23 protein-coding genes are annotated in these 22,844 nt (G+C 65.8%); 18 read left to right on the forward strand and 5 right to left on the reverse strand.

The window, feature by feature from the left end; genetic code table 11:
• The first annotated feature begins 170 nt into the window (after window positions 1–170).
• From ACW17X_RS15390 to ACW17X_RS15425, 8 genes are all read left to right on the forward strand, one after another.
• Window positions 171–833 (forward strand): flagellar hook assembly protein FlgD, encoded by a 663-nt coding sequence (locus ACW17X_RS15390; RefSeq protein ID WP_492098724.1) that lies wholly within the window; start codon window positions 171–173, stop codon window positions 831–833.
• Between the two features lie 10 nt (window positions 834–843).
• Window positions 844–2,109 (forward strand): flagellar hook protein FlgE, encoded by a 1,266-nt coding sequence (flgE, locus tag ACW17X_RS15395; protein ID WP_492098726.1) that lies wholly within the window; start codon window positions 844–846, stop codon window positions 2,107–2,109.
• Window positions 2,109–2,429, forward strand: a complete 321-nt coding sequence (locus ACW17X_RS15400; protein ID WP_492098727.1) for a hypothetical protein — start codon at window positions 2,109–2,111, stop codon at window positions 2,427–2,429. The genes flgE and ACW17X_RS15400 overlap by 1 nt, the downstream gene beginning before the upstream one ends.
• On the forward strand, window positions 2,426–4,120 hold the full coding sequence (gene flgK / locus ACW17X_RS15405; protein WP_492098729.1) for a flagellar hook-associated protein FlgK: 1,695 nt from the start codon (window positions 2,426–2,428) through the stop codon (window positions 4,118–4,120). The genes ACW17X_RS15400 and flgK overlap by 4 nt, the downstream gene beginning before the upstream one ends.
• Complete coding sequence (locus ACW17X_RS15410) at window positions 4,117–4,983, forward strand: flagellin family protein (protein ID WP_492098731.1); 867 nt, start codon at window positions 4,117–4,119, stop codon at window positions 4,981–4,983. Before flgK ends, ACW17X_RS15410 begins: the two co-directional genes overlap by 4 nt.
• Window positions 4,984–5,277: 294 nt before the next feature.
• The gene (locus tag ACW17X_RS15415; protein WP_492098733.1) at window positions 5,278–8,238 is read left to right on the forward strand and encodes a TonB-dependent receptor domain-containing protein; all 2,961 of its coding nucleotides are present in this window, start codon (window positions 5,278–5,280) and stop codon (window positions 8,236–8,238) included.
• 208 nt (window positions 8,239–8,446) lie between these two features.
• Window positions 8,447–9,127: a response regulator gene (locus tag ACW17X_RS15420; protein ID WP_492098735.1), complete on the forward strand. Its 681-nt coding sequence runs from the start codon at window positions 8,447–8,449 to the stop codon at window positions 9,125–9,127.
• A gap of 13 nt (window positions 9,128–9,140) precedes the next feature.
• Entirely contained in the window at window positions 9,141–10,526 is a 1,386-nt protein-coding gene (locus ACW17X_RS15425) for an ATP-binding protein (RefSeq protein WP_492098736.1), read from the forward strand.
• Between the two features lie 9 nt (window positions 10,527–10,535).
• Here the strand turns inward: ACW17X_RS15425 and ACW17X_RS15430 are convergent, their stop codons facing one another.
• Complete coding sequence (locus ACW17X_RS15430; RefSeq protein WP_492098738.1) at window positions 10,536–12,599, reverse strand: sensor histidine kinase; 2,064 nt, start codon at window positions 12,597–12,599, stop codon at window positions 10,536–10,538.
• Window positions 12,600–12,883: 284 nt separating this feature from the next.
• On the opposite strand from ACW17X_RS15430, the gene ACW17X_RS15435 reads away from it, so the two are divergent.
• Entirely contained in the window at window positions 12,884–13,087 is a 204-nt protein-coding gene (locus tag ACW17X_RS15435; protein WP_492098740.1) for a hypothetical protein, read from the forward strand.
• A gap of 69 nt (window positions 13,088–13,156) precedes the next feature.
• On the opposite strand, the gene ACW17X_RS15440 is transcribed toward ACW17X_RS15435, so the two are convergent.
• Window positions 13,157–13,984 (reverse strand): hypothetical protein, encoded by an 828-nt coding sequence (locus tag ACW17X_RS15440; protein WP_492098742.1) that lies wholly within the window; start codon window positions 13,982–13,984, stop codon window positions 13,157–13,159.
• A gap of 379 nt (window positions 13,985–14,363) precedes the next feature.
• On the opposite strand from ACW17X_RS15440, the gene ACW17X_RS15445 reads away from it, so the two are divergent.
• Window positions 14,364–14,915: an OmpA family protein gene (locus ACW17X_RS15445; protein ID WP_492098743.1), complete on the forward strand. Its 552-nt coding sequence runs from the start codon at window positions 14,364–14,366 to the stop codon at window positions 14,913–14,915.
• Window positions 14,916–14,969: 54 nt separating this feature from the next.
• On the opposite strand, the gene ACW17X_RS15450 is transcribed toward ACW17X_RS15445, so the two are convergent.
• Window positions 14,970–15,680, reverse strand: a complete 711-nt coding sequence (locus ACW17X_RS15450; RefSeq protein ID WP_492098745.1) for an NAD-dependent deacylase — start codon at window positions 15,678–15,680, stop codon at window positions 14,970–14,972.
• A 62-nt stretch (window positions 15,681–15,742) separates the two neighbouring features.
• Here ACW17X_RS15450 and ACW17X_RS15455 point away from each other — a divergent pair, with 62 nt between their 5' ends.
• The 7 genes from ACW17X_RS15455 (at window position 15,743) to ACW17X_RS15485 (ending at window position 21,479) form a co-directional block, all read left to right on the forward strand.
• Window positions 15,743–16,849: an S-(hydroxymethyl)glutathione dehydrogenase/class III alcohol dehydrogenase gene (locus tag ACW17X_RS15455; protein WP_492098747.1), complete on the forward strand. Its 1,107-nt coding sequence runs from the start codon at window positions 15,743–15,745 to the stop codon at window positions 16,847–16,849.
• 10 nt (window positions 16,850–16,859) lie between these two features.
• On the forward strand, window positions 16,860–17,276 hold the full coding sequence (locus ACW17X_RS15460; protein ID WP_492098749.1) for a fosfomycin resistance glutathione transferase: 417 nt from the start codon (window positions 16,860–16,862) through the stop codon (window positions 17,274–17,276).
• A gap of 53 nt (window positions 17,277–17,329) precedes the next feature.
• A complete protein-coding gene (locus ACW17X_RS15465; RefSeq protein ID WP_492098751.1) occupies window positions 17,330–17,716 on the forward strand; it encodes a VOC family protein in 387 nt (128 codons plus the stop codon).
• A gap of 142 nt (window positions 17,717–17,858) precedes the next feature.
• Window positions 17,859–19,367: an alanine/glycine:cation symporter family protein gene (locus ACW17X_RS15470; RefSeq protein WP_492098752.1), complete on the forward strand. Its 1,509-nt coding sequence runs from the start codon at window positions 17,859–17,861 to the stop codon at window positions 19,365–19,367.
• A gap of 65 nt (window positions 19,368–19,432) precedes the next feature.
• Window positions 19,433–20,266, forward strand: coding sequence for an S-formylglutathione hydrolase (gene fghA, locus ACW17X_RS15475; RefSeq protein ID WP_492098754.1), 834 nt, complete (start codon window positions 19,433–19,435; stop codon window positions 20,264–20,266).
• Window positions 20,267–20,294: 28 nt separating this feature from the next.
• The gene (locus ACW17X_RS15480; protein ID WP_492098756.1) at window positions 20,295–21,239 is read left to right on the forward strand and encodes a DUF4350 domain-containing protein; all 945 of its coding nucleotides are present in this window, start codon (window positions 20,295–20,297) and stop codon (window positions 21,237–21,239) included.
• Between the two features lie 15 nt (window positions 21,240–21,254).
• Window positions 21,255–21,479, forward strand: coding sequence for a hypothetical protein (locus ACW17X_RS15485; protein ID WP_426024789.1), 225 nt, complete (start codon window positions 21,255–21,257; stop codon window positions 21,477–21,479).
• Between the two features lie 11 nt (window positions 21,480–21,490).
• Here the strand turns inward: ACW17X_RS15485 and ACW17X_RS15490 are convergent, their stop codons facing one another.
• Entirely contained in the window at window positions 21,491–21,781 is a 291-nt protein-coding gene (locus tag ACW17X_RS15490) for a hypothetical protein (RefSeq protein ID WP_492098757.1), read from the reverse strand.
• A gap of 146 nt (window positions 21,782–21,927) precedes the next feature.
• On the opposite strand from ACW17X_RS15490, the gene ACW17X_RS15495 reads away from it, so the two are divergent.
• A complete protein-coding gene (locus tag ACW17X_RS15495; protein ID WP_492098758.1) occupies window positions 21,928–22,539 on the forward strand; it encodes a superoxide dismutase in 612 nt (203 codons plus the stop codon).
• Between the two features lie 74 nt (window positions 22,540–22,613).
• On the opposite strand, the gene ACW17X_RS15500 is transcribed toward ACW17X_RS15495, so the two are convergent.
• Window positions 22,614–22,826: a hypothetical protein gene (locus ACW17X_RS15500; RefSeq protein ID WP_492098759.1), complete on the reverse strand. Its 213-nt coding sequence runs from the start codon at window positions 22,824–22,826 to the stop codon at window positions 22,614–22,616.
• Window positions 22,827–22,844: the final 18 nt, after the last annotated feature.

Raw genomic sequence — 22,844 nt, forward strand, 5'->3', positions numbered from 1 at the left:
TGAACACCGTCCGGCGAACGCCGGACGGGAAGGCCGCAGCGCTTTCTGGCCCTGACCTTCAGCAGAGAAACGGAGCGGCCCCGCAAAATGGGGCGCTGAAATTTTGTGCGCCCCATCGGCGCCGGTCGCCTCGTTGAAGCCGGGACATCCACCGGCTTCGGCGGCGACCCATGACCTCGGTTAACGTAACGACATCAACGGCGACGGCGGCGGCGACGACTTCGTCTTCGTCGTCGGCCCTCTCCATCGACATGGACGAGTTCCTGGGGATCCTGGTTACCCAGCTACAGAACCAGAACCCGCTCGAGCCGACCGACGTCACCGAGTTCACCAACCAGTTGGTCGGTTATGCCCAACTGGGTCAGCAGACCTCGGCCAACGACACGCTGGAAAGCCTGTCGTCGTCCCTGACCTCCATGCTGACGACCCAGAGCGCCGGCTATGTCGGCCAGAAGGTCGAGTACGACGGCGCCATGGCGCCGGTTCAGGACGGCGCCGCCAGCTGGACCTACACCCTGGACGGCGAAGCCGCCTCGACCGCCCTGGTCGTCACCAATCAGGACGGCGACGTCGTCTGGAGCGGCGAGGGCGAAACCGGCGACGGCGAGCACGGCCTGTCGTTGAGCCTGTCCGACATGAGCGATGTCGCCGAGGGCGACATCCTGACCCTGACCTCGGTCTCCACCGACGCGGAAAGCGCGTCCGTCTCCAACGCCGTCACCGCCTTCGCCACCCTGGACGCCGTCGTCTTCGACGACGGGGTCACGACCTATCAGGCGGGCGACGCGGTCATCGATCCATCCGCCGTCCTCGCCTTCTACGGCCAGGCCTGAGGAACATTCCATGAGCCTTTCCGCCTCCCTTTCCTCGGCCGTCTCGGGGCTGACCGCACAGAGCGCGGCTCTGTCGGCGATCTCCGAGAATATCGCCAACTCCTCCACCACCGGCTACAAGACCAAGGAGACCTCGTTCGAGGCCCTGGTCAGCGCCAGCATGAAGTCCAGCGCCGCCGCCGGCGGGGTGACCACTTCGATGAGCCGCGCCATGTCGGTTCAGGGCACGATTTCGACCAGCGCGACCGAGACCAACCTCGCGATCAATGGCTCGGGTTATTTTATCGTCGCCGACAACACCTCCGGCGCGACGTCCGACCTAGCCTATACGCGCAACGGAAGCTTCTCGACCGACGCCTCCGGCTATCTGGTCAACTCCGAGGGCTACTATCTGCAGGGCTATCCGACCGACGAGGACGGTAATGTCATCGGCGGCGGAGTTTCGGGTCTGGAGACGATCAACCTCTCGAACCTGACCAGCCCGGCTGAGGCCACCTCTACCGTGAGCGTTTCCGCCATTCTTCCGGCCGAGGCGGAGGTGGGCGACACCTTCACCTCCACCGCTTCCGTCGTCGACAGTCTGGGCGCCACCAATATCGTCGATCAGACCTGGACCAAGACCGGCACCAACACCTGGACCTTGACGACAGGCGACCCCTATTCAGCCACGACGGGCGAGACGACGGGCACGGCCAGCGCCACGACGATCACGATCACCTTCGACAGCAGCGGGCTTCCCGCGACAATCAGCCCAGATCCGGCGGAGGTGACCTTCAGCTTCACCAACGGCGCTGCGGACGCCACGGTGGAAATGGACCTGGGCGAAATCGGCTCGTCGTCAGGCGTCACCCAGTCCGACTCCGGCGGCAACGAGCCCAGCCTCACCGTCAACAGCATTTCCAACGACGGGATCGTCGCCGGATCTTTGACCAGCGTCGCCATCAATGACGGGGGACAGGTTGAGGCGACCTTCAGCAACGGCCTGACCAAGGTCATCTATGAGGTTCCGGTCGCGACCTTCGCCAACTCGGAAGGCCTGACCCAGGTTTCCGGCACGACCTTCAAGTCCACGAACCTCAGCGGGTCGGCGACGATCAACCTGTCGGGCGTCGGCGCCTCCGGCAGTATCGTGGCCAGCGCCCTGGAAGGATCGACCACGGACACCGCGACCGAGTTCAACAAGATGATCGTGGCCCAGCAGGCCTATTCCGCCGCATCCCAGGTCGTCGGCAGCGTCAAGGATATGTTCGACACCCTGATCTCCGTGGTGCGTTGATGGACGAGATCGGCCGTATCGTCGAACGGGCCGGGCGCTCGCGGCGCACCGGCTTCGATCGCCCCATCGTCGAAAGCTATGAACAGGCCGCTGCGATCGCACGCGATCTGGCCGAGCGGTTGGCGACCCTGCCCTGGTCTGACAAGGCCTTGCTGATCAGCGACGTCCGGCTGCTTGAAACCGCGCTGAAGCGCAGGGCCGACACTCTGCGGGCCGGCATGATCGAAACCTCGGCGGAGATCGTGAGGCTGAATCGCGGGACTGGAGCGGCGGGCGCCTATGCGGCCGGAGGACGGCTGGGCGCGCGGAGGCGGCCATGAGCCTGACCGGAGCCCTCGCCAACGCCTCCGCCGCGCTGACGACGTCCCAGTATCAGGTCGCCCTGAGCACGACCAATGTCGCGAACGCCAGCACCGACGGCTACACGACCAAGACCTATTCGGCGACGTCCCAGACGGCGACTCTGGCGCTCAGCACCGGCGAGCTGTCGCGCGTCACCGACACCTATCTGCAGAGGTCGCTGATCACCAGCAGCGCCTCGGCCGGCTATGCCGAGACGATCGACAGCTATCTGGCGCGCTACGATACGCTCCTCGGCGACACCTCCAGCGACGGCGACATCGCCAGCCTGACCTCAGCGCTATCGACCAGTCTCACCAGCCTGGCGGCGGGCGCCGGCGACACGGACGCCGCCGCCGTGGTCAGCGCCGCTGCGGAACTCGCCGATGGACTGCGGACCCTGTCGTCCGGGATCCAAGATCTGCGATCCGACGCCGACGCCGCCATTGCCACGACCGTCGATGAAGTAAACGACCTCCTGCAAGAGATCGACGCGCTGAACGACCAGATCGTGGCGGGGGAGGGCGACCAGACCAGTCTGGTCGACGCCCGGGACACGGCCTTGCAGACGCTTTCGGGCCTGGTCAGCGTCAGCAGCTATACAGACGCTTCCGGGCGGCTGAACATCTACGCCGGCGGGCAGATGCTGGTCGGAACGACCGTCAGCACCCTGTCGTTCACGCCTTCCGGCACGGTGTCGGCCGACTCGGCCTATCCGGCCAGTCTCTCCGGCGTCAGCGTCAACGGACGCGAAGTGACCTCCAGTTTGACCGGCGGCGAACTCGGGGCCCTGATCGCCCTGCGCGATGAGGTTCTGCCCGCCGAACAGGACGCTTTGGACAGTCTGGCGACGACCCTGATCTCGGCCCTCAATACGGCCGCCTCCAGCGGTTCGGCGGCGTCGCCCGGCAGCCTGACTTCGACCACCGCCGTCACAGCTTCCACGCCGCTTTCGCTGACCGGGACTCTAGGCGTGGTGCAGTCGACCACGGCCGGCGTCGCCACCGCGATCGACGAGATCGATCTGTCGTCCGTCACTACAGTGGGGGAGTTGGTCGATGCTTTGAACGCCGTCAGCGGGATCACGGCCGGCATCGTCGACGGCAAGCTGACCATCTCGAGCAGTTCGGGCGGCGTCGTGCTGGATTCGTCCGTCGCCCTGACCTCGGGCGGAGAGACCCTGTCCGATTGGATGGGGTTCAACGATGTGTTTTCCGGCGTCGACGCCTCGACCATCCGCGTCACGGCCGCCCTGACGGCGAACCCCAGCCTTCTGGCGACGTCCAGTCTGGATACTTCGGCGGCGGTGGGACAGACCGCCGTGGCCTCGGGCGGGACGGGCGGGGCCTCGGCCTTGCTAGCCGCAATGACGGATGAACGGTCTTTCGCGGAATCCGGAAATCTGTCGGCGCGCACCCGCAGCCTTGCGGACTATGCGACGGACGTGCTGTCCGGCGCGGCGACGACCATATCGACGGCGGCCAGCACGGCGGCCAGCGCCACAGCCCTGCGGGACGGCTACGCCAACAGTCTGAGCAACGCCACGGGCGTGAATCTGGACGAACAGACCGCCCTGGTCAGCCTGTATCAGCAGCAGTACGAAATCTCCGCCCAACTGATGTCGGCCATCCAGGCCATGTACGACGCCCTGCTCAGCATGGTGGCGTCGTGATCGGGCGTGTCTCCACCTTCAGCCAGACGCTTTATGTTCTGGATCGCAGCCTCAACAGCCAGGCCCGGCTGGCCGATGCGCAAGCGCAGACGGCTTCCGGGCTGAAGAGCGATACCTTTGGCGGCTATGGTGCGGCGACCAGCGCGATAGCGCGTTACGAGGGCGACATCGCCGCAGCGGACGTCGAATCGGCCAGCGCCACCAGCGCGCTCAATGTCGTTGAGCAGGCCTATTCGGCTCTGGGTTCGATATCAGACCTGACCGAAACCATTCTGTCGTCTCTGGCCACCTATGGCGAGGACAGCACGACATTGGCTTCGCTGGCCGAAGGCTGGCTCGAAGATCTCGAGAGCCTTTTGAACAGCACATACGGCGATCAGGCGCTGTTCGCCGGCGACGCGCTGGATGCTCAGGCGGTGGACCTCGACGCCTGGGACGCGGCGGATGCAGACGCCTATTACAACGGCGGATCGTCGGCGCGCGCCTATACGACATCGGACGGTCAGGTCATCGCCCTGTCGGTAACGGCTGCGGACCCGGCCATCAGCGGGTTGATCGACACTCTAAAGGGGCTGGAGGCCGGGACCACGTCCAGCGCGGACGCGCTCGACGCCGTGCAAGCGGCGGCGGCCGATATCGGCGGGCTTCGCGCCTCTCTGTCTTCCAACGCGTCTCGACTGGAGCGGATCGCCGAACAGGCCACGGCCCGCAGCGACTCTTTGACGTCTCTGGTGAGCACCTTGAAGGAGACGGATCTCGCCGAGGCCGCCATCCTCGCCATCCAATACGAGACCCTGCTTCAGACCTCCTATTCGACCCTCAACATCCTGATCTCGATCAAGCTGTCCGATTATCTTCGATAGGGCGGTGTCCAAAGTGGAGATGTGGTCTCCAAAATAAGCCGTCTCAGCTAAAGTGTCGATTGTGTATCGATGTCGGAAGGCCTGAAATGCTACGTGTCGAGTTCAATACAAAATTATTGCATCTAGAAATTATCTAATCAAAGTTGAATAAAACTGTCACTGTGAAGTCGCATCATTGTTCATAAATTGTTTTGAATGCGATATTTTGCTCCACATTCTCTGATTTCAAACCTCAATACGTCGTCCGGCCAGTTGTGGCTCGGTCTGTTATAATTGAGGGGGCCGGTCGAGAGCATGATCGATTTCAAGAAGCATTTGTTGGGCACGACGGTCGTCGTGGGCCTGGCGTTCGTGTCCGCGCCGGCGTGGGCGCAAACGCAAACGGGGACGAGCGCCTCCGGCGACAAGACCGATGACGACGCGGTGGCGGTGGAAGAAGTCGTGGTCGTGGGCTCGCGGCTGAGACGCGACAACTACAACTCCGCTTCGCCCGTGCAGGTGGTGACTCGTGAAGACGCCACGCTGGCCGGTTTCGCTTCGACGACGGAAGTGCTGCAGAGCACGGCCATCACCCAGGGCACGTCGCAGATCAACAATGCTTACGGCGGCTATGTCACCAATGGCGGTCCGGGCGCCAACACCCTGTCGCTGCGCGGTCTGGGCGCCACCCGCACTTTGATCCTGCTGAACGGCCGTCGCGTCGCGCCCGCCGGCTCGCGCGGCTCGGTCGGTTCGGCCGACCTGAACGTCCTGCCCTCCGCTATGATCGAGCGGATCGAGGTGCTTAAGGACGGCGCATCCTCCCTGTACGGCTCCGACGCCGTCGCGGGTGTTGTCAACATCGTGACGCGTGACGATCTCGACGGAGTGACCGTTGAAGGTCAGTTCAATGCTCCGATGGACGCCGACGGCGCGGGTCAGCAGAAGCGCTATTCGATCGTCGGCGGAACCCACGGCGACCGCTGGAGCCTCTCGGGCTCGGCTGAATATTATCAGCGCGACGAACTGACTCTCGGCGACCGTGATTTCACCCGCTGCCCGACGGACAATTATCTGGACGGGTCAGACTATATCGACCCCCAGACCGGCAAGTCGAAGTGTTATTCACTGAACGCTGGCGGTGTGACCATCAACACCCTCGGCACATCCACGATGACGGGGGTCGCCGCCGACGGAACGACGGCGACCCGCTTCAACCGGTGGCGCCCTAACTCGGCCGTGACCACGGGCCTTGTCGGCTTCGAGGGGGTCGGCGGCACGGGCACCAACACAAGCGTTCGCGACACCTACGATCCCGATATGCTCAATGAGTCGCTGATCTCGCCTGTCGAGGTGGCGACACTCTATCTGCAGGGTGGCTATGATCTGCACGCGCTCGGCAATGCCGAAGTCTACGGCGAATTCCTTTATAATCAGCGCAAATCATCTCAGACGGACTATCGACAGCTTGTGCTGGACTACGCAGTCGGCAGCCCGTTGATCCCTGACAATCTGTCGAGCAGCGTCTTCAGCGCGTCCGACCTTGGGCTCAATCTTGGTCAGGCCGTCGGCGTCCGCGCCTTCATCGGCTACGGCAACACGACGTCCACCCAGCAGGTGGACTTCACCAAGACTGTGGGCGGCGTCCGAGGCGACTTCACGCCCCTGGCGGGCTGGCGCTATGACGTCTCGGCCAGTTACACGCGTTCGGACTCTGTCTACACCAACGAACAGTTCCTGATCGACCGGCTGCAGAACAGTCTCGACGTCGTGGCCAACAGCGATGGCGCCTTCTCCTGCGCCAGCGGCGCCGAGGGCTGCATCGCCGCCCCGGCCGTGAACAGCAAGACGCTTGCAGGGGAACTTCCAGCGGATTGGCTCGGCTACGTCATGACGGACGTTACTGGTCGGACCCTCTATGACGAAGCCGTACTGTCGGCCAGCATCGACGGTCCGCTGTTCACCCTGCCCGCCGGCGAAGTCGCCGTCTTCCTGGGCGCCGAATACCGCGAGATGTCGATCGAGGACATTCCTGGCATCGATGCGCAGACGTCGAACGTCTACAACTATTCGACATCGGCGATCACGCGCGGCGATGACTCGGTATGGGAGGTGTTCGGCGAAGTCGAGGTTCCGTTGCTGAGGAACATGCGCTTCGCCCAGAACCTGACGCTCAGCGCTTCGGGTCGCTATACCGACTATGAGTCATACGGCGATGATACGACCTATAAGGTCGGCCTGGTCTATCAGCCGGTCGATTTCCTCACCTTCCGGGGAAGCTATGGCACCTCCTATCGTGCCCCGGCCCTGTTCGAACAGTTCGTCGGCGCCACCTCGGGCTTCCTGAGTTCGTCCTACGATCCGTGCAATAGCTACGGGGACGACGGCACGGACGCCCGTGTCGCGGCCAACTGCGCCAGCGAAGGCCTGGCCGGCGCCTTCCAGCAGACGTCCAGCGTGGCGGTGGTGACGTCCGGCGGCGCCGACAACGGGCTAGAGGCGGAAACCTCGACCAACCTGACCGTCGGACTCATCTTGCAACCCAAGCTGCCGGCCAGTTGGGGCGAGTTGGCGTTCGCCGTCGATTACTATGAAATCGAAGTCGACAACGGCGTGGACCGCATCGGGGCCAGCAGCATTCTGAGCCGGTGCTACGCCTCGGCCAACGCCGACTTTTCGGCGGACAGCGGCTACTGCTCGCTGATCGACCGCGACGCGGCTTCGAACGGGCTGACTGTTTATGACAGCTATGTCAACGTCGCCACCGACGTGGTCAAGGGCATCGACTATACGCTGCGGTACCGCAAGCCGGTTGGGATCGGCACGGCCCTCGCCAACCTGACCGTGACGCAGATGACCGAGCGGTACAGCACTCTGTTCGCCGACGATCCCGTCTATGACGACGTCGGCACTATCGGCACGCCTGAGTTCACGGCCACGGCCAACTTCTCCTATGCGTGGAACCAGTGGAATCTTCACTATGGTCTCGAGTGGATCGACGGCATGGGTTACTATACGTATTATCAAAAATACTACGGCTATACTCTTGCCAGCCTGGGCTACGACGCAGAGGTGGGCGCCTATCTGACTCAGAACGTTTCGGTTCGCTACGAGGCTGACGACTGGGCCGTGACGGTGGGGGTTCGCAACCTGACCAACAAGACGGGCGACGAAGTGTCCGCCGGCGTGGTCAATATGGTGGGGAATGTGCCTCTGTATTCCGGCTACGATTATGTGGGCCGTACAGCCTTCATCAATCTCAGCAAGTCCTTCTAAGGCGGCAAGGGGCGGCGGATTTATCCGCCGCCCTTTTTCATGTCCCGGCCGCACGAACAGGAGCCTTTGAGGGGGATCGGAACATAAATTCGCTCTCAGTGACTGCTATTTATGGGTTTGTGAGGCAGTTCTGTTTCCATTCTGAAACAAGCGGCCGTTCAGACGAGGGTCATTGATGTTGGAAAGCAGCGCCTCCCGGATATTGGTCGTGGACGACGACGCGGGCATCCGCGACGTTCTGGGCGACTATCTCTCGCAGCACGGGTTCATCGCCTACCAGGCCGGCTCGGCCAGCGAGATGGACGAGGTCCTGGCCAGCACGCCGGTCGATCTGATCGTGCTGGACATGATGATGCCGGGCGAGGACGGCCTGTCCGTCTGTCGGCGGATGTCGGGCAAGGGCGCGCCGATCCTGATGCTGAGCGCCATGAGCGAGGAGACCGACCGGATCGTCGGTCTGGAGCTGGGCGCTGCGGATTATATCGGCAAACCCTGTAATCCCCGCGAACTTCTGGCGCGCGTCCGCGCCGTACTGCGTCGCCAGGACGCGGCGCAATCGCCCATGTCCGGCACGGTCGTCACCTTCCTGGGATGGCGTTTGGACCGGGTGCGTCGCGAGATCACGACGCCGAGCGGACAGGAAGTCTCGCTGTCGCGCAGCGAGTTCGTCATGCTGGAGATGCTGGTCGAGAACGCCGGCCGCATCGTGCGTCGCGAGCAACTGCTGGCCCACGCCCGCGCCGCCGGCCGTGACGTCAACGAGCGCGCCATGGACGTCCAGATCAGCCGGCTGCGCCGCAAGCTGAACGAAGAAGACAGCAAGGAGCTGATCGTCACGGTGCGCGGCGAGGGCTATCTGTTCGACGCCGTGGTCGAAAACGAACACTGACGCCATGAGGCGCATGCGGCCACCGACCGTCCTGTTGCAGGTGGCCCTGATCGCGGTGGTGGCGGTCATCGCCACCCAGCTGACGACGCTGGCGCTCGTCGTCCTGGCGCCGGCGCCCAGGCCGGCCGGCTATACGCTGGCCGCCGCCTCCGCTGCGCTTCGGGGCGAGACTGCGAAGACCGAGGATGGGCGGCCGCTGCGGCGGCGCTTCCAAGCTAAGCCGCCGTTCGAACAGGAACGCGATCCGCTGGCCGACGCCCTCGCGCGCAGCCTCGCGTCGGAACTTGGTCGCGACGTAGCCGATGTCCATGTGCGCATGGATCGCGCAGGGCGTCCGCTCTGGGCCCGCCCGCCGCGTCAAAATGGTCGTGAGCCTCGGGCTCTACGCAGACCTTTCGGACCCGATGAATGGTTGGGCGGCGTCCGCGTCGGCGTGGTGTCGGACGAGATCGCCTTTCCACCGTTCCTCGCTGCGGTTCGCATGGGGGACGGCCAGTGGTCGACGATCGCACCGCCAAGAGGATGGCTGGCTCCGTGGCAGATCACGCTTCTGCTCAGCATGCTGCTGAGCCTTGTGCTGCTTTCGCCGCTTATCTGGTGGATGGCGCAGAAGCTTGCGCGGCCTATCCGGCGGTTCGCCCGGGCCGCCGACCAGCTGGGTGCGGACCCAGATGCGCCGCCCCTGACGCCCTCGGGGCCGAACGAAGTGCGGCAGGCCATCGCCGCCTTCAACGATATGCAGGCCAAGCTGAGGGAGCATATCGAACGTCGCACCCATACGGTGGCGGCGATCGCGCATGATCTGCGCACACCCCTGACGCGGCTGCGGTTCCGGATCGAAATGATGCCGCCCGACCAGCAGCGGCAAGCCATTCGGGACATCGAGGAGATGGATGTCTTGATCGCCCAGGCGATGCAATTCGTCAAAGGCCAGTTCGAGGTCGGCCATGCGGAGACGCTGGATTTCGGCGACCTGGTTCAGGACATGGCGGAGCGTTACGCCGATACCGGGGCGGATATCGCCGTAGCAGCCGAACGGGGGCTGGAGGTTCGTGGGGATCCGGGCGTGCTCAGGCGCGGGCTTTCGAACCTGATGGATAATGCAATCGGGCACGCCGGCGCCGTGTCGGTGCGGGTCGGGGCCGAGGCCGGGCGCGCTGTGGTGCGGATCCAGGACCAGGGGCCGGGCATTCCCGATGACCAGCTGGAACGGGTGTTCGATCCCTTCTTCCGGCTGGAAGCGTCGCGCAGCCGCAAGACGGGGGGCGCGGGCTTGGGCCTGTCCATCGCCCGTCACGCCGTGCGCGCCCACGGCGGCGATCTGACCCTGGCCAATGCGCCCGAGGGTGGGCTGATCGCCACCCTGTCCTTGCCGCTGGTCGAGGTCGAGGCGGCTTAGCCGGTCGTGTCAGGCTGCGGCCGGCAGGCGGACTTCTGCGGTCAGGCCGTCCTGCGACCGCAGCCGAATGGCGCCGCCGTGGGCGAGGATGATGGAGCGGCTGTTGGCCAGCCCCAGACCCATGCCCGAAGCGTCGCTGGCGACCGCATGGGGCGCGCGGTAGAAGGGCTTGAACACCCGTTCCAGCTCGCTGTCGGGCAGGCCGGGTCCGAAGTCGCGGACCGTGGCGATAGCCTCCGCCCCATCCTTGTCCAACCGGACCACTGCGCGCCCGCCGTATTTGACGGCGTTGTCCAGCAGATTGGCGAACACCCGGTTCAGGGCGACGGGATCGGCCTGGATCTCGACCGCGTCGCCGGGCTCCAGGGCGACATTGGCGCCGCCGGCGACGGCGTTCTTCACGGCCTCGTCCAGCAGGGTGCGCAGGTCGAGACGCTCGCGGGCGCCGCCCTCGGCCTGGTCGCGCATGAAGGTCAGGACCGAACTGATCATGGCCTCCATCTGGTCCATGTCGGTCTCAAAACCGGTCTTGAGCTTGTCGGGGGCGGCCTCCAGCCGGAACCGCATCCGGGTCAGGGGGGTGCGCAGATCATGGGAGATGGCGCCGATCATGGCGGTGCGGTCCTCCACATAGCGTTTCAACCGGGCCTGCATCAGGTTGAAGGCGGCGGCGGCGCGGGCGATCTCGGCGGAGCCGCCCTGGACGGTGGCGGGGGCGGACGGGTCGCGGCCAAGCCTTTCGGCGGCGTCGGCGAAGCTGCGCAGGGGTGCGGTCAGGCGGCGCGCGAACAGCCAGCCCAGAGGACCGACCAGGACGAAGGACAGCAGGAACCACAGCATGACGCGGCTCTGCCAGGCGGTTGGGAAGCTTTCGGGCTGGGGTTTGACCACGATCCAGCGATCCCCGACCCGCTGGGCGGCGATGAAGTCCCCCTCGATATAGCCGGCGGGGGCCGGCGCGAAGAGACCGCGTCGCACCGGCGTGGGCGCCGCCGCGTCAGCGGCAGGGACCAGGTCTGCGGTCTCGGCCGGAGGCGTGGAGGGGCGGGGGGCGACAGTCGGCGGGGGCGCGGTCGTCGGGGCATCAGCGGATGCGGCGGCGAGCTGGACCGAGACCCGGGTCGTCGAGGGTTCAGGCGGGGCGACCGGCGGCGTCCTGTCGGGGGCCGGCGCAGGGGTCACGGGGGCCACGGGGGGCGAGGACGAGGAGGGCGACAGGGGCGTCGAGGTCTTGATCGTCGTCATGACGCCATAGCTCGGGGCGGCGCTGTTGCGGCGGGCCACCATGGCGGCCGCGAGGGCGCGGCCCATGCCGACCCCGCCCGGCTGCAGCGCCGCGCCGTCGCCCGTCTGCCCGATGGGACGCGGCAGGCCGGCGTCGCCGGTGGTCGGCAGGCTGAGGCGCGAGGCCGTGGGGCGGCTCAGGCGAGTTTGGCCGCCGGCCCACGGCGGGGTCCGTGCGCCACTCAGGGTTCGGTCCGCGACGGGGCGTGAACGGCTCCAGGCTTCGCGTCCCGCCGAGGCGTTGAAGCCGCCGGGCTGAAGGCCGGACCCAGAGCGGCCGAGGAAGGGCGCGGTCTGAGCGCCGGGCTGGCGGTTGCGGATCAGTGCGGGATTGCCGAGGCCGATGGGCAGGAAGGCGGCGGCGACGATCCGGGGCTCGGCGGTCTGCGACGACGCGCTCTCCGGGCGGTCCTGGGGCGATCGCGGCGCGATCGCCTGGGCGCCGGCGGGGAGCGGCACATAGAACATCAGGACGACGTCGGACGGGTCGGCGTTCAGCAGATCGGCCAGGCGGTCGCGCGGCCCGACGGCGCTGAGCCAGCCGGGACCTTCGGCGTGCGGCGCCTCGTCTACGACCTGGCGCAACAGGGGGCGGGCGTCTTCGACGGCGACGGACTGACCCCGCATCGCCTTGGCGATGTCCTCGAGACTGTGCTGAGGCGGCGGCTGGGGCGGGAAGGCCAGGGTCAGGAGCAGGGTCGCGCCCTGGGCGACGACCAGAACCCCGATCACCAGAAGCATGACATGGCCGGCGATCGGCATCGGGGGCAGCCGGAACCTGTCCCTCATGCGCGCACCGTCCCGAATCGGTTTCGGACTGACTGCCATCCCCTGACTTTCACCTTGGCGCGTCTCGTCGACTCAAACGAAACAGCCGGACCTCGACCATTGCAGGAAAGCGGGGCCTTGCGTCGCGGTGAAGGCCGGTTTGATACAAGGCTGCAATGAAGCGGCGCCGTTGTGCGGCGCAACAGAGAGCAAGGTTCATCCACAGTCGAGCGGCTGCAGCTTGTTCTTTATTTGTTCCGCTTGTGCTCTAAGGCCTGACGGTCGGCGGTGCGAAGGAGGAACAGATGAACGACGGAGTCCTGGCCGATATGATGGCCGAGCTGGATGCGGAGCTGGCGCGGGCGGAGGCCTCCTTGCCGGAACATCCCGAACAGACGCGTCAAACCGAAGTCATGCGCGCCCTGGCCCTGGGCCTGGGCAATTTCGAGCGGATGAAGGCCCACGACGTGCATCTGCTGGCGGCGCGGCTGTCGCCCCGCCGAGGGTGAGGAGGCGGCTTGTGCGAAGGATCTGCTGTCGGACGTATGCGCGCCGGGAGCCGGCGAAAGAACTGCAAATCACCTAGTCCCCAGCAGATCCGACCACCGCCAGCTGCCTTTGCCCAACGCGATCCGGGCGCCGTCGGCGCCGTCTTCCAACTTTAGTACGGCTAGGCCCGTCATTTGCTGCGTTTTGCACTCTGCCGGAGCGAAGGCGACTTCCAGGGCGATGGCCTGACGCACGCCGGCCAGGCCCTTGCCGGACTGGTTGCGGCTTTGCAGCCAGTCGCCGTTCCACACCAGCATGGCCCGGCCCGAGGCGTTCATCTCCTGGCTGGCGGCGATGACAGCGCGGCGCACGGCGGCGTCGTCGCGCACCGCGTCCTGAACCCAGCGCACCATGTCGCAGGACCCGCCGCCTGAACCGGGGCCTGATCCCGTCCCTCCGCTCCCGCCGCTTCCGCCGACCCCGTTTCCCCCGCCGCCGCCTGGTCCCGCGCCCACCGGCGTCGCGGCCGCCAGCTGCGCCGCGCCCAGCAGGGGCAGGGGCGGTCCCGGCGGCGCGGGGGCGGCGGGCAGGGGCTCCACGTCCGGCGGCAATCGGTCCACCATTTTTCGCGGCCGCGCCGCCGCGACGGCGGGCGGGGCGCGTCGGGGGGCCGGCTTGGCGGGGGCGGCGCTCTCTGCTGCCGCCGCCGGGGCGTCTGGCGTGGGTGAAGGATCGGGCGCGGGGAGGCGGGCGGGCGGGGGCGGCGGCGCGATCAGTGCGACCACGATTGCCGGTTCCGGCGTCGGCAGGGTCGGCGTTGCGGGCTGGACGGCGGTCATCATCAGCACCAGGGCCGCGTGCCCGACTAGCACCGGCGCGATGGCCAGGGCCCGTCGTCGCGTGGCCGCGGCGCTCAATCGCCTATCCGTGATGCGATGTGAGACGTCGTTTGCATGGTCATCCGCGACGAACCCCTGTAAAAAATCACGACGAGCTGTTGAAAACATCCGGTCGCGTCAGGAACGTGGCGTGGGTTCGAATACAACTGACCGCTGCTAAAGAGCAGTGATAGATCCGAGCGGCCGCCATACGGCGTAGCCTGCTGGCGGGCCAACGTGCTGGCTCGCGCTCTGGTTCCGATCGGGCGCAATATTTGTGCGAAATGAGCGTTCATATAACGGTTAAGCTGACATTTTGCTGCCCAATGCGCGTCATTACTCTGCCTTCTCGCCTACCGCAGTTTCATCTGGCGCATGGAACTGGACGTGGCGCCCCCAGCAAGAAGGAGACATGAACTTGAGCAGATCGAAACTCAGGACGGCGGTCCTCGGCGGCGCCCTCATCGCCCTCGGCTTCGCGGCCAGCGGCTGCGCCAGCCATCGTTTCGTGCGTGATCAGGTCGAGGTGGTGGATACGCGGGTGACCGGCGTCGAAGGCACGGCGGGCCAAGCCCTCCAGCGCGCCAACGACGCGCACAAGCTGGCGGAAGGCAAATTCCTCTATCAGGTCGTCCTGTCGGACGATTCCGTGAAATTCCCGACCGACGCGGCGGCCCTGTCGCCCGAAGCCGAGCAGCTCCTGGCCCAGTTTGCTCAGCGTCTGCAGGGCGAGAACAAGAACGTCTATCTGGAGATCCAGGGCTATACCGACTCGACCGGCACGCCCGAACATAACGACCAACTGGGTGAGCAACGCGCCGAGGCCGTGCGTCGCTACCTGAACCGTCAGGGCGTCGCCCTGAACCGGATGGCGACCATCTCCTATGGTCAGGAACAGCCGGTGGCCTCGAACGACACGCCGGAAGGCCGTTCGCAGAACCGCCGCGTGACCATCGTCGTCCTCGCCTAACTGGCGGACGGCTAGAGACCGGCGGCCGTTTCGCAGCGGCCGCCGTTTTCGTGTCTACAGGGTCTCGAAGAAGGCTGGCAGGACTTGCGTCGCCGGGCCATAGACCCCCTCGTCGAACAAGCGGGCGCCTTGCGTCGGCTCCAGATTGATCTCCACCGTCCGCGCCCCCGCGTATCGCGCCGACTGGACGAATCCCGCCGCCGGATAGACCGCGCCCGAGGTGCCGATCGAAACGAATAGATCGCAGGCCTCAAGCGCCCGCTCGATCCTCTCCATGGCCAGCGGCGTCTCCCCGAACCAGACGATGTGCGGCCGCATCCGCCCCTGCGGATGATGCGGCGAGGCCTCGTTCGCCGTCATGTCGCCGGGCCAGTCCATCACAACCCCCGACCGGGTGCAGCGGCCTTTGAGCAGTTCGCCGTGCATATGGATCAGTTCGAACCCCGCCGCCGGCGGGATCTCGGCGTGCGCCCGGTCGTGCAGGTCATCGACGTTCTGCGTCACCAGCAGGAAGTCGCCCGCCCATCGCGCCGCCAACTCGGCCAGGGCGATATGCGCCGCATTGGGCCGCACCTGCGCCAACTGCCGCCGCCGCTGATTGTAGAAGTCCTGCACCAGGGCCGGGTTCGCCGCATAGCCCTCTGGCGTCGCCACATCCTCGACCCTGTGCCCGCACCACAGGCCGTCGTCCGCCCGGAACGTGGGCACGCCGCTCTCGGCCGATATGCCGGCGCCGGTCAGGACGACGAGGTTTCTGGGTGACATAGCGGCTTCATACCATCCTGCGCCTGCCCTAGAAGAGGATCGAATCGTTCAGGAGCCCCGTCATGAAAACCCGCGCCGCCGTCGCCTTCGAGGCCAAACGTCCGCTTGAGATCGTCGAGGTCGATCTGGAGGGGCCCCGCGCGGGCGAGGTCCTGATCGAGATCAAGGCCACCGGCATCTGCCACACCGACGCCTATACGCTGGACGGTCTGGACTCAGAGGGCATCTTTCCCTCGATCCTGGGGCACGAGGGTGCGGGCGTGGTGGTTGAGGTCGGGCCAGGCGTGACCTCGGTCGCCGTCGGCGACCACGTCATCCCGCTGTACACGCCCGAGTGCCGCCAGTGTAAGTCGTGCCTGTCGCGCAAGACCAACCTCTGTACCTCGATCCGCGCCACCCAGGGCAAGGGTCTGATGCCCGACGGCACCAGCCGCTTCAGCTATAAGGGTCAGGCCATCGCCCACTATATGGGCTGCTCGACCTTCTCGAACTTCACCGTCCTGCCCGAGATCGCGGTCGCCAAGATCCGCAAGGACGCGCCCTTCGACAAGGCCTGCTACGTCGGCTGCGGCGTGACCACCGGCGTCGGCGCCGTGGTCAACACCGCCAAGGTCGAGCCGGGCGCCAATGCTGTGGTCTTCGGCCTGGGCGGTATCGGCCTGAACGTCATCCAGGGGCTTAAGATGGTCGGGGCCGACATGATCGTCGGCGTGGACATCAACCCCGACAAGGAAGAATGGGGCCGACGCTTCGGCATGACCCATTTCGTCAATCCGAAAGAGGTTTCCGACGTGGTCGCCCACCTGGTCGAACTGACCGGCGGCGGCGCCGACTATACCTTCGACTGCACCGGCAACACGGTCGTCATGCGCCAGGCGCTTGAAGCCTGCCATCGCGGCTGGGGCGAGAGCATCGTCATCGGCGTGGCCGAATCCGGCAAGGAGATCGCCACCCGACCCTTCCAGCTGGTCACCGGCCGCGTCTGGCGCGGTTCCGCCTTCGGCGGCGCGCGCGGCCGCACCGACACGCCGCGCATCGTCGACTGGTACATGGACGGCAAGATCGAGATCGACCCGATGATCACCCACACCTTCCCGCTGGAGGACATCAACAAGGCCTTCGACCTGATGCACGAAGGCAAGAGCATCCGTTCGGTGGTGGTGTTCTAGGAGCACTGGAATGACGGCGGCGAGGGTCACTGGGCTGAACCATCTGACGTTCTCCGTCAGCGATCTAGACCGGTCCGTCATCTTCTATCGCGACCTGCTGGGCTTCGAACTGAGGGCAGCGTGGGCGACGGGCACCTATCTGGAAGCGGGAAGTCTGTGGCTATGCCTGTCTCTTGATGAGGCTGCGCGACGGGAGCCGCATCCGGACTACACTCACGCCGCCTTCAGCGTGGACGCAGCCGCGTTTGAGGCGCTGTCGGCGCGAGTGCGCGCGGCGGCGGCGATCTGGAAGGACAATCGCAGCGAAGGCGCGTCGCTGTACTTCCTCGATCCGGATGGTCATCGGCTCGAGCTGCATGTCGGCGATCTCGAGAGCCGTCTGGCGGACTATCGTAAGCGGCCCGAGATCGGCGTTGCGCTCAGTTAGTGCAAGACAATGCGCTCCCGCCTAAGGATGGGGCGAAACAGAGGGAGGGAATCATGTTCACCCACGTCACCGTCGGCGCCAACGATGTCGAGGCGTCGCGCCGCTTCTATGACGCCGCTCTCGGCGCGCTCGGCATCGACGCCGCTCAGGGGCCTGATCCGAAGGGCCGCTACTGGTGGCGCACGCCGCACGGCGCCTTCGCCGTGGGCAAGCCGATCGACGGCGAACCGGCCTGCCACGCCAACGGCGGCACGATCGGTTTGGCTGCCAAGGATACGGCGGCGGTCGACGCCTTCCACGCCGCCGGCGTCTTGGCCGGCGGAACCACGATCGAGGACCCGCCCGGTTTGCGCCAGGGTGCGTTCGGCAAGCTGTACCTCGCCTATCTACGCGATCCCTCGGGCAACAAGATCTGCGCCGTCCACCGGGTGGCCGACTGAGGCGAGCGTCGTGACGGCGTCTGCGGATGGAGCCGGGCGCGGCGCCGACAGGATCATCGTGTCCTGCGCCGGAGCGGTTTTTGGTTTTGCCGTACGTGATCCCGGTCTAGGTTGATCCCTTCGGATTTCGGGGGATAGCCGCATGACCAGCAAGACCGCCGCGCCTGGCGCGAGGGACGCCTTTTACGACGCCGTCACCAATGTCAGCGACTTCATCTGGGGCGGAAGTTGGAACGGCGAGTCCGTCCTGCCTTTCCCGCCGATGGTGGTCGTCCTGCTGGGCGCAGGCGTCTGGTTCATGGTCGGCCTGCGCTTCTATCCGATCCTGAAGCTGGGCTCGGCCTTCGCCGGCCTGTTCAAGAAAGAGAACGACGGCAAGGAGTCGGGCGAGATTTCCCCCTTTGCCGCCCTGTCGACGGCCCTTTCGGGCCAAGTCGGGACCGGAAACCTGGCGGGCGTGGCGACGGCCCTGACGTTGGGCGGGCCGGGCGCCCTGTTCTGGATGTGGATCACCGCCCTGTTGGGCATGGCCCTGGCCTTCGCGGAAGGCTCGCTGGCCGTGCGGTTCCGCGACCATGATCCCAAGCGCGGCTATTCCGGCGGACCCATGACCTATATCCGCCGCGGCCTGGGCAAGAAATGGACCTGGCTGGCGGTGCTGTTCTGCATCGGCACCCTGTTTTCGTCGGTCGCCACCGGCAATATGATCCAGTCCAACTCGATCGCCGACTCCATCGTCGCGCTGACCGGCGTGCAGGAATGGATGGCCGGGCTCTTCGTCGCGGCCCTGGTCTTTGTCGTGATCATCGGCGGCATCAAGTCGATCGGCAACATCGCCGAGTTCATCGTGCCGATCATGGCCGTGGCCTATCTTCTTCTGGCGCTGATCGCCTTGATCCTGAACGCTTCCGACCTGCCCGCCACCTTCGCCATGATCTTCGACAGCGCCTTCACCGGCATGTCGGCTGTCGGCGGTTTCGCCGGCGCCGGTGTGATGATGGCGATCCGCGCCGGTGTGGCGCGCGGTCTGTTCTCGAACGAGGCCGGCCAAGGCTCCACCCCCATGGCCCACGCTGTGGCCCAGACCAATGATCCGGCGCGCCAGGGCCGTTTCGCCATGATGGGCACCTTCATCGACACCATCGTGATCTGCACCATGACCGGCCTGGTCCTGTTGACGGTGCGCGGGGCCTTTCCGGCCAGCGGCGGGGTGGTCGAACATGTGTGGAACTCGGACCTGCGCGGTTTCGAGATGACCCTGGCCGCCTATGGCGCAGCCTTCCCCCAGCTGTTGTTCGGTCAGACCACACTGGGCGGGCTGGTGGTGTCGATCGCCTTGATGCTGTTCGTCTTCACCACCCTGCTGACCTGGAGCTACTACGGCGAGCGGGCGGCGACCTTCCTGTTCGGGCCGTGGGTGGCGATCCCGTGGCGCCTCTTGTGGTGCGCGATGATCTTCGTCGGCGCCTTCCAGCAGATCGAGTTCGTCTGGCGTATGGGCGACATCGCCAATGCGGCCATGGCCCTGCCGAACCTGGTCGCCATCCTGGCCTTGTCCGGTGTGGTCTTCGCCCTGGCGCGCGGCGTCAAGGACGCGGGCGAGGACAAGGTCGCCAGTTCGGAAATGCAGACGATCGAAGAAAAGGAATAGGGGCGGCGGCCGGTATCGACGGCGCGCGCCGTCGCGTGTCCGTATCGTCCCCCGCAGGAGGCCCGATGAACACTGTCAAAACCCACGTCGTCCACGGCGGCGTCCTGCGCTATCTGAAGCACGATAGCGCGACAACGGGCACGCCGATGACCCTGTCGGTCTTCGTTCCGGGCGGGGAGGGGCCGTTCCCCGTCTTGATCTGGCTGTCGGGCCTGACCTGCACCGAGGACAATTTCACCACCAAGGCCGGCGCCTATCGGGCTGCCGCCGAACACGGCGTCATCATCGTAGCACCCGACACCTCGCCGCGCGGCGAAGGTGTTGCGGACGATCCGGCCTATGACATGGGCCAGGGCGCAGGCTTCTATGTCGATGCGACCCAAGCGCCCTGGTCGCCGCACTTCCGCATGGAGACCTATGTCACGGAAGAGCTGATCGCCCTGATCGATGCGGCGTTCCCGACTACCGGCGTCCGGTCGATCTCGGGCCATTCTATGGGGGGGCACGGGGCCCTGACCCTGGCGTTGAACCACCCCGACCTGTTCCGCTCTGTCTCCGCCTTCGCTCCCATCTGCTCGCCGACCCGCTGCCCCTGGGGCGAAAAGGCCTTCACCGCCTATCTGGGTGAGGGCCGCGCCGCCTGGGATCGCCACGACGCCGCCAAACTGATCGAGGCGGGCGCGGCCAGCCGAGTCTATGACGACATCCTGATCGATCAGGGCGACGCCGACAGCTTCCTGACCGACCAGCTCAAGCCCGAACTGCTCCAGGCCGCCGCCGACGCCTCCGGTCAGAAGGTCACCATCCGGCTGCAGCCCGGCTACGACCACTCCTATTTCTTCATGACCAGCTTCATCGCGGACCACATCGCCTTCCACGCTGAACGGTTGAAGGCCTGAGGGGATGAGGCGCCTCGGGCCAGTCCTGATGCTGGGGCTGCTCCTGGCCCTAAACGCATCGTCGGCCGCGGCGCAGCAGCAGGTTGGCGATCTCGACTGGCGTCCGCAGGTGGCCGCTCCGGCCTATACAGCCGATGGGCCGCTGATCCGCGTCGATGAGGGGCATGGAAGTCTTCAGACCATCGACGGCCGCTACGCCGGGTTCGCCGCTCTCATGCGAGCCGACGGCTATCGGGTAGACGCCGGGCGAGGGCGGCTGGATGCGCCTGGCGCGCTGGATGGCGTCGCGGTGCTGGTGATCGCCAATGCCGCCAGCCCCGAGAACGGCTCTCGCGTCTCCGCCTTTGATGAGGCCGAGATCGAGGCCTTGGCGCAGTGGGTTGAACGTGGCGGTTCGCTGCTGCTGGCGGCCGATCATGCGCCGCATGGAACGGCGGCCGAGGCGCTGGGCACGAGGTTCGGCGTGACGATGGGCAAGGGCTACGCCTTTCGATCAGCGCGCCACGACGTCACGACCAATCTGGTCTTTCCACGACAGGCGCTGGGGGATCACCCGATCATCGCGGGTCGTGGGGGCGACGAGGGCGTGCAGGTCGTCAAGACCTTCACCGGCCAGTCCCTCGAGGGACCCGACGGATCGACCGTGTTGCTGGCGATGAGCGACGACGCGTTGGAAGCGCCGGATCTGGCGACCCTTCAGATCATTCGGCAGCGTCTGCGCGCGGGCGAGGATGCGGGTGGGGTGACGGCCGAGCTCGCGCAGCCCGCTCTGCCGGCTCAGGGGCTCGCCTTTCCGTTCGGCGCGGGCAGGGTCGTGGTGCTGGGTGAGGCCGGCATGCTGACGGCGCAGATCGTGCGCTTTTCCGACCCGCCGGATCGCGAACCCTCTCGCTTCGGCTTGAACACCGACGGACATGACGACCAGCAGTTTGCGCTGAACCTTATGCACTGGCTGTCGCGTATCCTCCCCTGATGCTAGAGGGGCGCGATGAGCGCCACCGATCCCTACGAGCCGATGTTTTCCGCCCTGTGCCGCGAGGTGGGCTATTGCCTGCACGAGAAGGGGCAGAAGCGCGTGATCGCCGCCCTGCCGAACGGGCTGGACGCCGCCGTTCGCGCCGTCTTCGCTGCGGAGGGCGTAGACGAGCCGAATGCGCCGGGCGACGTGAAGCGCGCCGTGCGCGAATGTCTGAAGGCGAACTTGCCGGCTTGAGCTGATCGCTTTCAGGGCGTCGGCACGACCTCGGTCGTGGTTCCCGACGGCGTCGTGATGGTGCGGGTGGTGACGGGTTTCTTGCCCGGCTCTTCGACCGTCGTGGTTGTTGAAGACCAGAAAGTGTGACTGATCCTGCAGGTCCTGCCGCCATAGCTGTCTATGCCGATTGCAGGTTCTTGAACGCAGGTCGGTTGTTGGCTGGCCAGATCGGCCGCCGCCTGATCAAGCGCGTGGAAACCGGAGCAGCCGCCTGTAGAAGCGGCCAGCGTCAACACGACGAAAATCTTCCGATGGATCATGAAGGTCTCCGATTGTGGGGTGAACAATCGCGTGCCGTGTCAGGGATTGCAAATGGCCAAGCTGAACAAAACGCTATAAATTCGCTTGGGTCAGACGCGACAGCCCCTAAATGAGGGTTAGATCAAACCGTCTTCAGGAGACAGACATGGCCTTCACCCTGCCCCCGCTGCCCTACGCCTATGATGCGCTGGAGCCGGCCATCGACAAGGAGACGATGACCTTCCACCACGACAAGCACCATCAGACCTATGTCGATAACCTGAACAAGGCGGTCGACGCGGACGCTGAACTGCAAGGCAAGTCGCTGGAGGAGATTTTCACCAGCATCTCGACCGCGCCCAAGGCCGTACGCAATAACGGCGGCGGTCACTGGAATCACAGCCTGTTCTGGGAGCTGCTGGCCCCCGCCGACCAAGCCGGCCAGCCCTCGGCCGAGCTCGCCGCCGCTATCGAAAGCGACCTGGGCGGCATGGACAAGTTCAAGGAAGACTTCAACGCCGCCGGCGCCGCCCAGTTCGGCTCGGGCTGGGCCTGGCTGATCGTCCAGAACGGCAAGCTGAAGATCACCTCCACGCCGAACCAGGACAATCCGCTGATGGACGTCGTGGAAGAGCGTGGCGAAGTCATCCTGGGCGCCGACGTCTGGGAGCACGCCTATTATCTGAAATACCAGAACCGCCGCGCCGACTATCTGAAGTCCTTCTGGTCGGTGGTGAACTGGAACAAGGTCAACGAACTTTACGCTGCCGCTGTATAAGCCAGGCCTAAGCCATTAGATGACGCCCGTCGGAACCTCCGGCGGGCGTTTTCATTTTCAGTGTTCGGTCCGGTTCATAGGGGCGGCGGGGTTCGAACCCTTTCCAACATGCGTTTGGCATGATGCTGACGCACGGTGCGACGCTGGCGCAGCATCTCGTGAATGCCGTCGGCGAGATCCAGCAACTGGCTGTCGGACAGCGGCTCGACCAGATCGACCAGCTTGTGTTTCAGGGCGTCGAAGGCTCGGTCTGACAGGCCGACGGTCGTCGTGATCGATGGCTCCATTGCGTCCTCCCTGACGGA

This window comes from Brevundimonas sp. FV1ye4L (assembly GCF_058681255.1).

Coding starts and splice junctions, on each gene's coding strand:
- ACW17X_RS15390 (WP_492098724.1), top strand. CDS start 171: ATGACCTCGGTTAACGTAACGACATCAACGGCGACGGCGGCGGCGACG.
- flgE (WP_492098726.1), top strand. CDS start 844: ATGAGCCTTTCCGCCTCCCTTTCCTCGGCCGTCTCGGGGCTGACCGCA.
- ACW17X_RS15400 (WP_492098727.1), top strand. CDS start 2,109: ATGGACGAGATCGGCCGTATCGTCGAACGGGCCGGGCGCTCGCGGCGC.
- flgK (WP_492098729.1), top strand. CDS start 2,426: ATGAGCCTGACCGGAGCCCTCGCCAACGCCTCCGCCGCGCTGACGACG.
- ACW17X_RS15415 (WP_492098733.1), top strand. CDS start 5,278: ATGATCGATTTCAAGAAGCATTTGTTGGGCACGACGGTCGTCGTGGGC.
- ACW17X_RS15425 (WP_492098736.1), top strand. CDS start 9,141: ATGCGGCCACCGACCGTCCTGTTGCAGGTGGCCCTGATCGCGGTGGTG.
- ACW17X_RS15430 (WP_492098738.1), bottom strand. CDS start 12,599: ATGAGGGACAGGTTCCGGCTGCCCCCGATGCCGATCGCCGGCCATGTC.
- ACW17X_RS15435 (WP_492098740.1), top strand. CDS start 12,884: ATGAACGACGGAGTCCTGGCCGATATGATGGCCGAGCTGGATGCGGAG.
- ACW17X_RS15450 (WP_492098745.1), bottom strand. CDS start 15,680: ATGTCACCCAGAAACCTCGTCGTCCTGACCGGCGCCGGCATATCGGCC.
- ACW17X_RS15455 (WP_492098747.1), top strand. CDS start 15,743: ATGAAAACCCGCGCCGCCGTCGCCTTCGAGGCCAAACGTCCGCTTGAG.
- ACW17X_RS15460 (WP_492098749.1), top strand. CDS start 16,860: ATGACGGCGGCGAGGGTCACTGGGCTGAACCATCTGACGTTCTCCGTC.
- ACW17X_RS15465 (WP_492098751.1), top strand. CDS start 17,330: ATGTTCACCCACGTCACCGTCGGCGCCAACGATGTCGAGGCGTCGCGC.
- ACW17X_RS15470 (WP_492098752.1), top strand. CDS start 17,859: ATGACCAGCAAGACCGCCGCGCCTGGCGCGAGGGACGCCTTTTACGAC.
- fghA (WP_492098754.1), top strand. CDS start 19,433: ATGAACACTGTCAAAACCCACGTCGTCCACGGCGGCGTCCTGCGCTAT.
- ACW17X_RS15480 (WP_492098756.1), top strand. CDS start 20,295: ATGCTGGGGCTGCTCCTGGCCCTAAACGCATCGTCGGCCGCGGCGCAG.
- ACW17X_RS15485 (WP_426024789.1), top strand. CDS start 21,255: ATGAGCGCCACCGATCCCTACGAGCCGATGTTTTCCGCCCTGTGCCGC.
- ACW17X_RS15490 (WP_492098757.1), bottom strand. CDS start 21,781: ATGATCCATCGGAAGATTTTCGTCGTGTTGACGCTGGCCGCTTCTACA.
- ACW17X_RS15495 (WP_492098758.1), top strand. CDS start 21,928: ATGGCCTTCACCCTGCCCCCGCTGCCCTACGCCTATGATGCGCTGGAG.
- ACW17X_RS15500 (WP_492098759.1), bottom strand. CDS start 22,826: ATGGAGCCATCGATCACGACGACCGTCGGCCTGTCAGACCGAGCCTTC.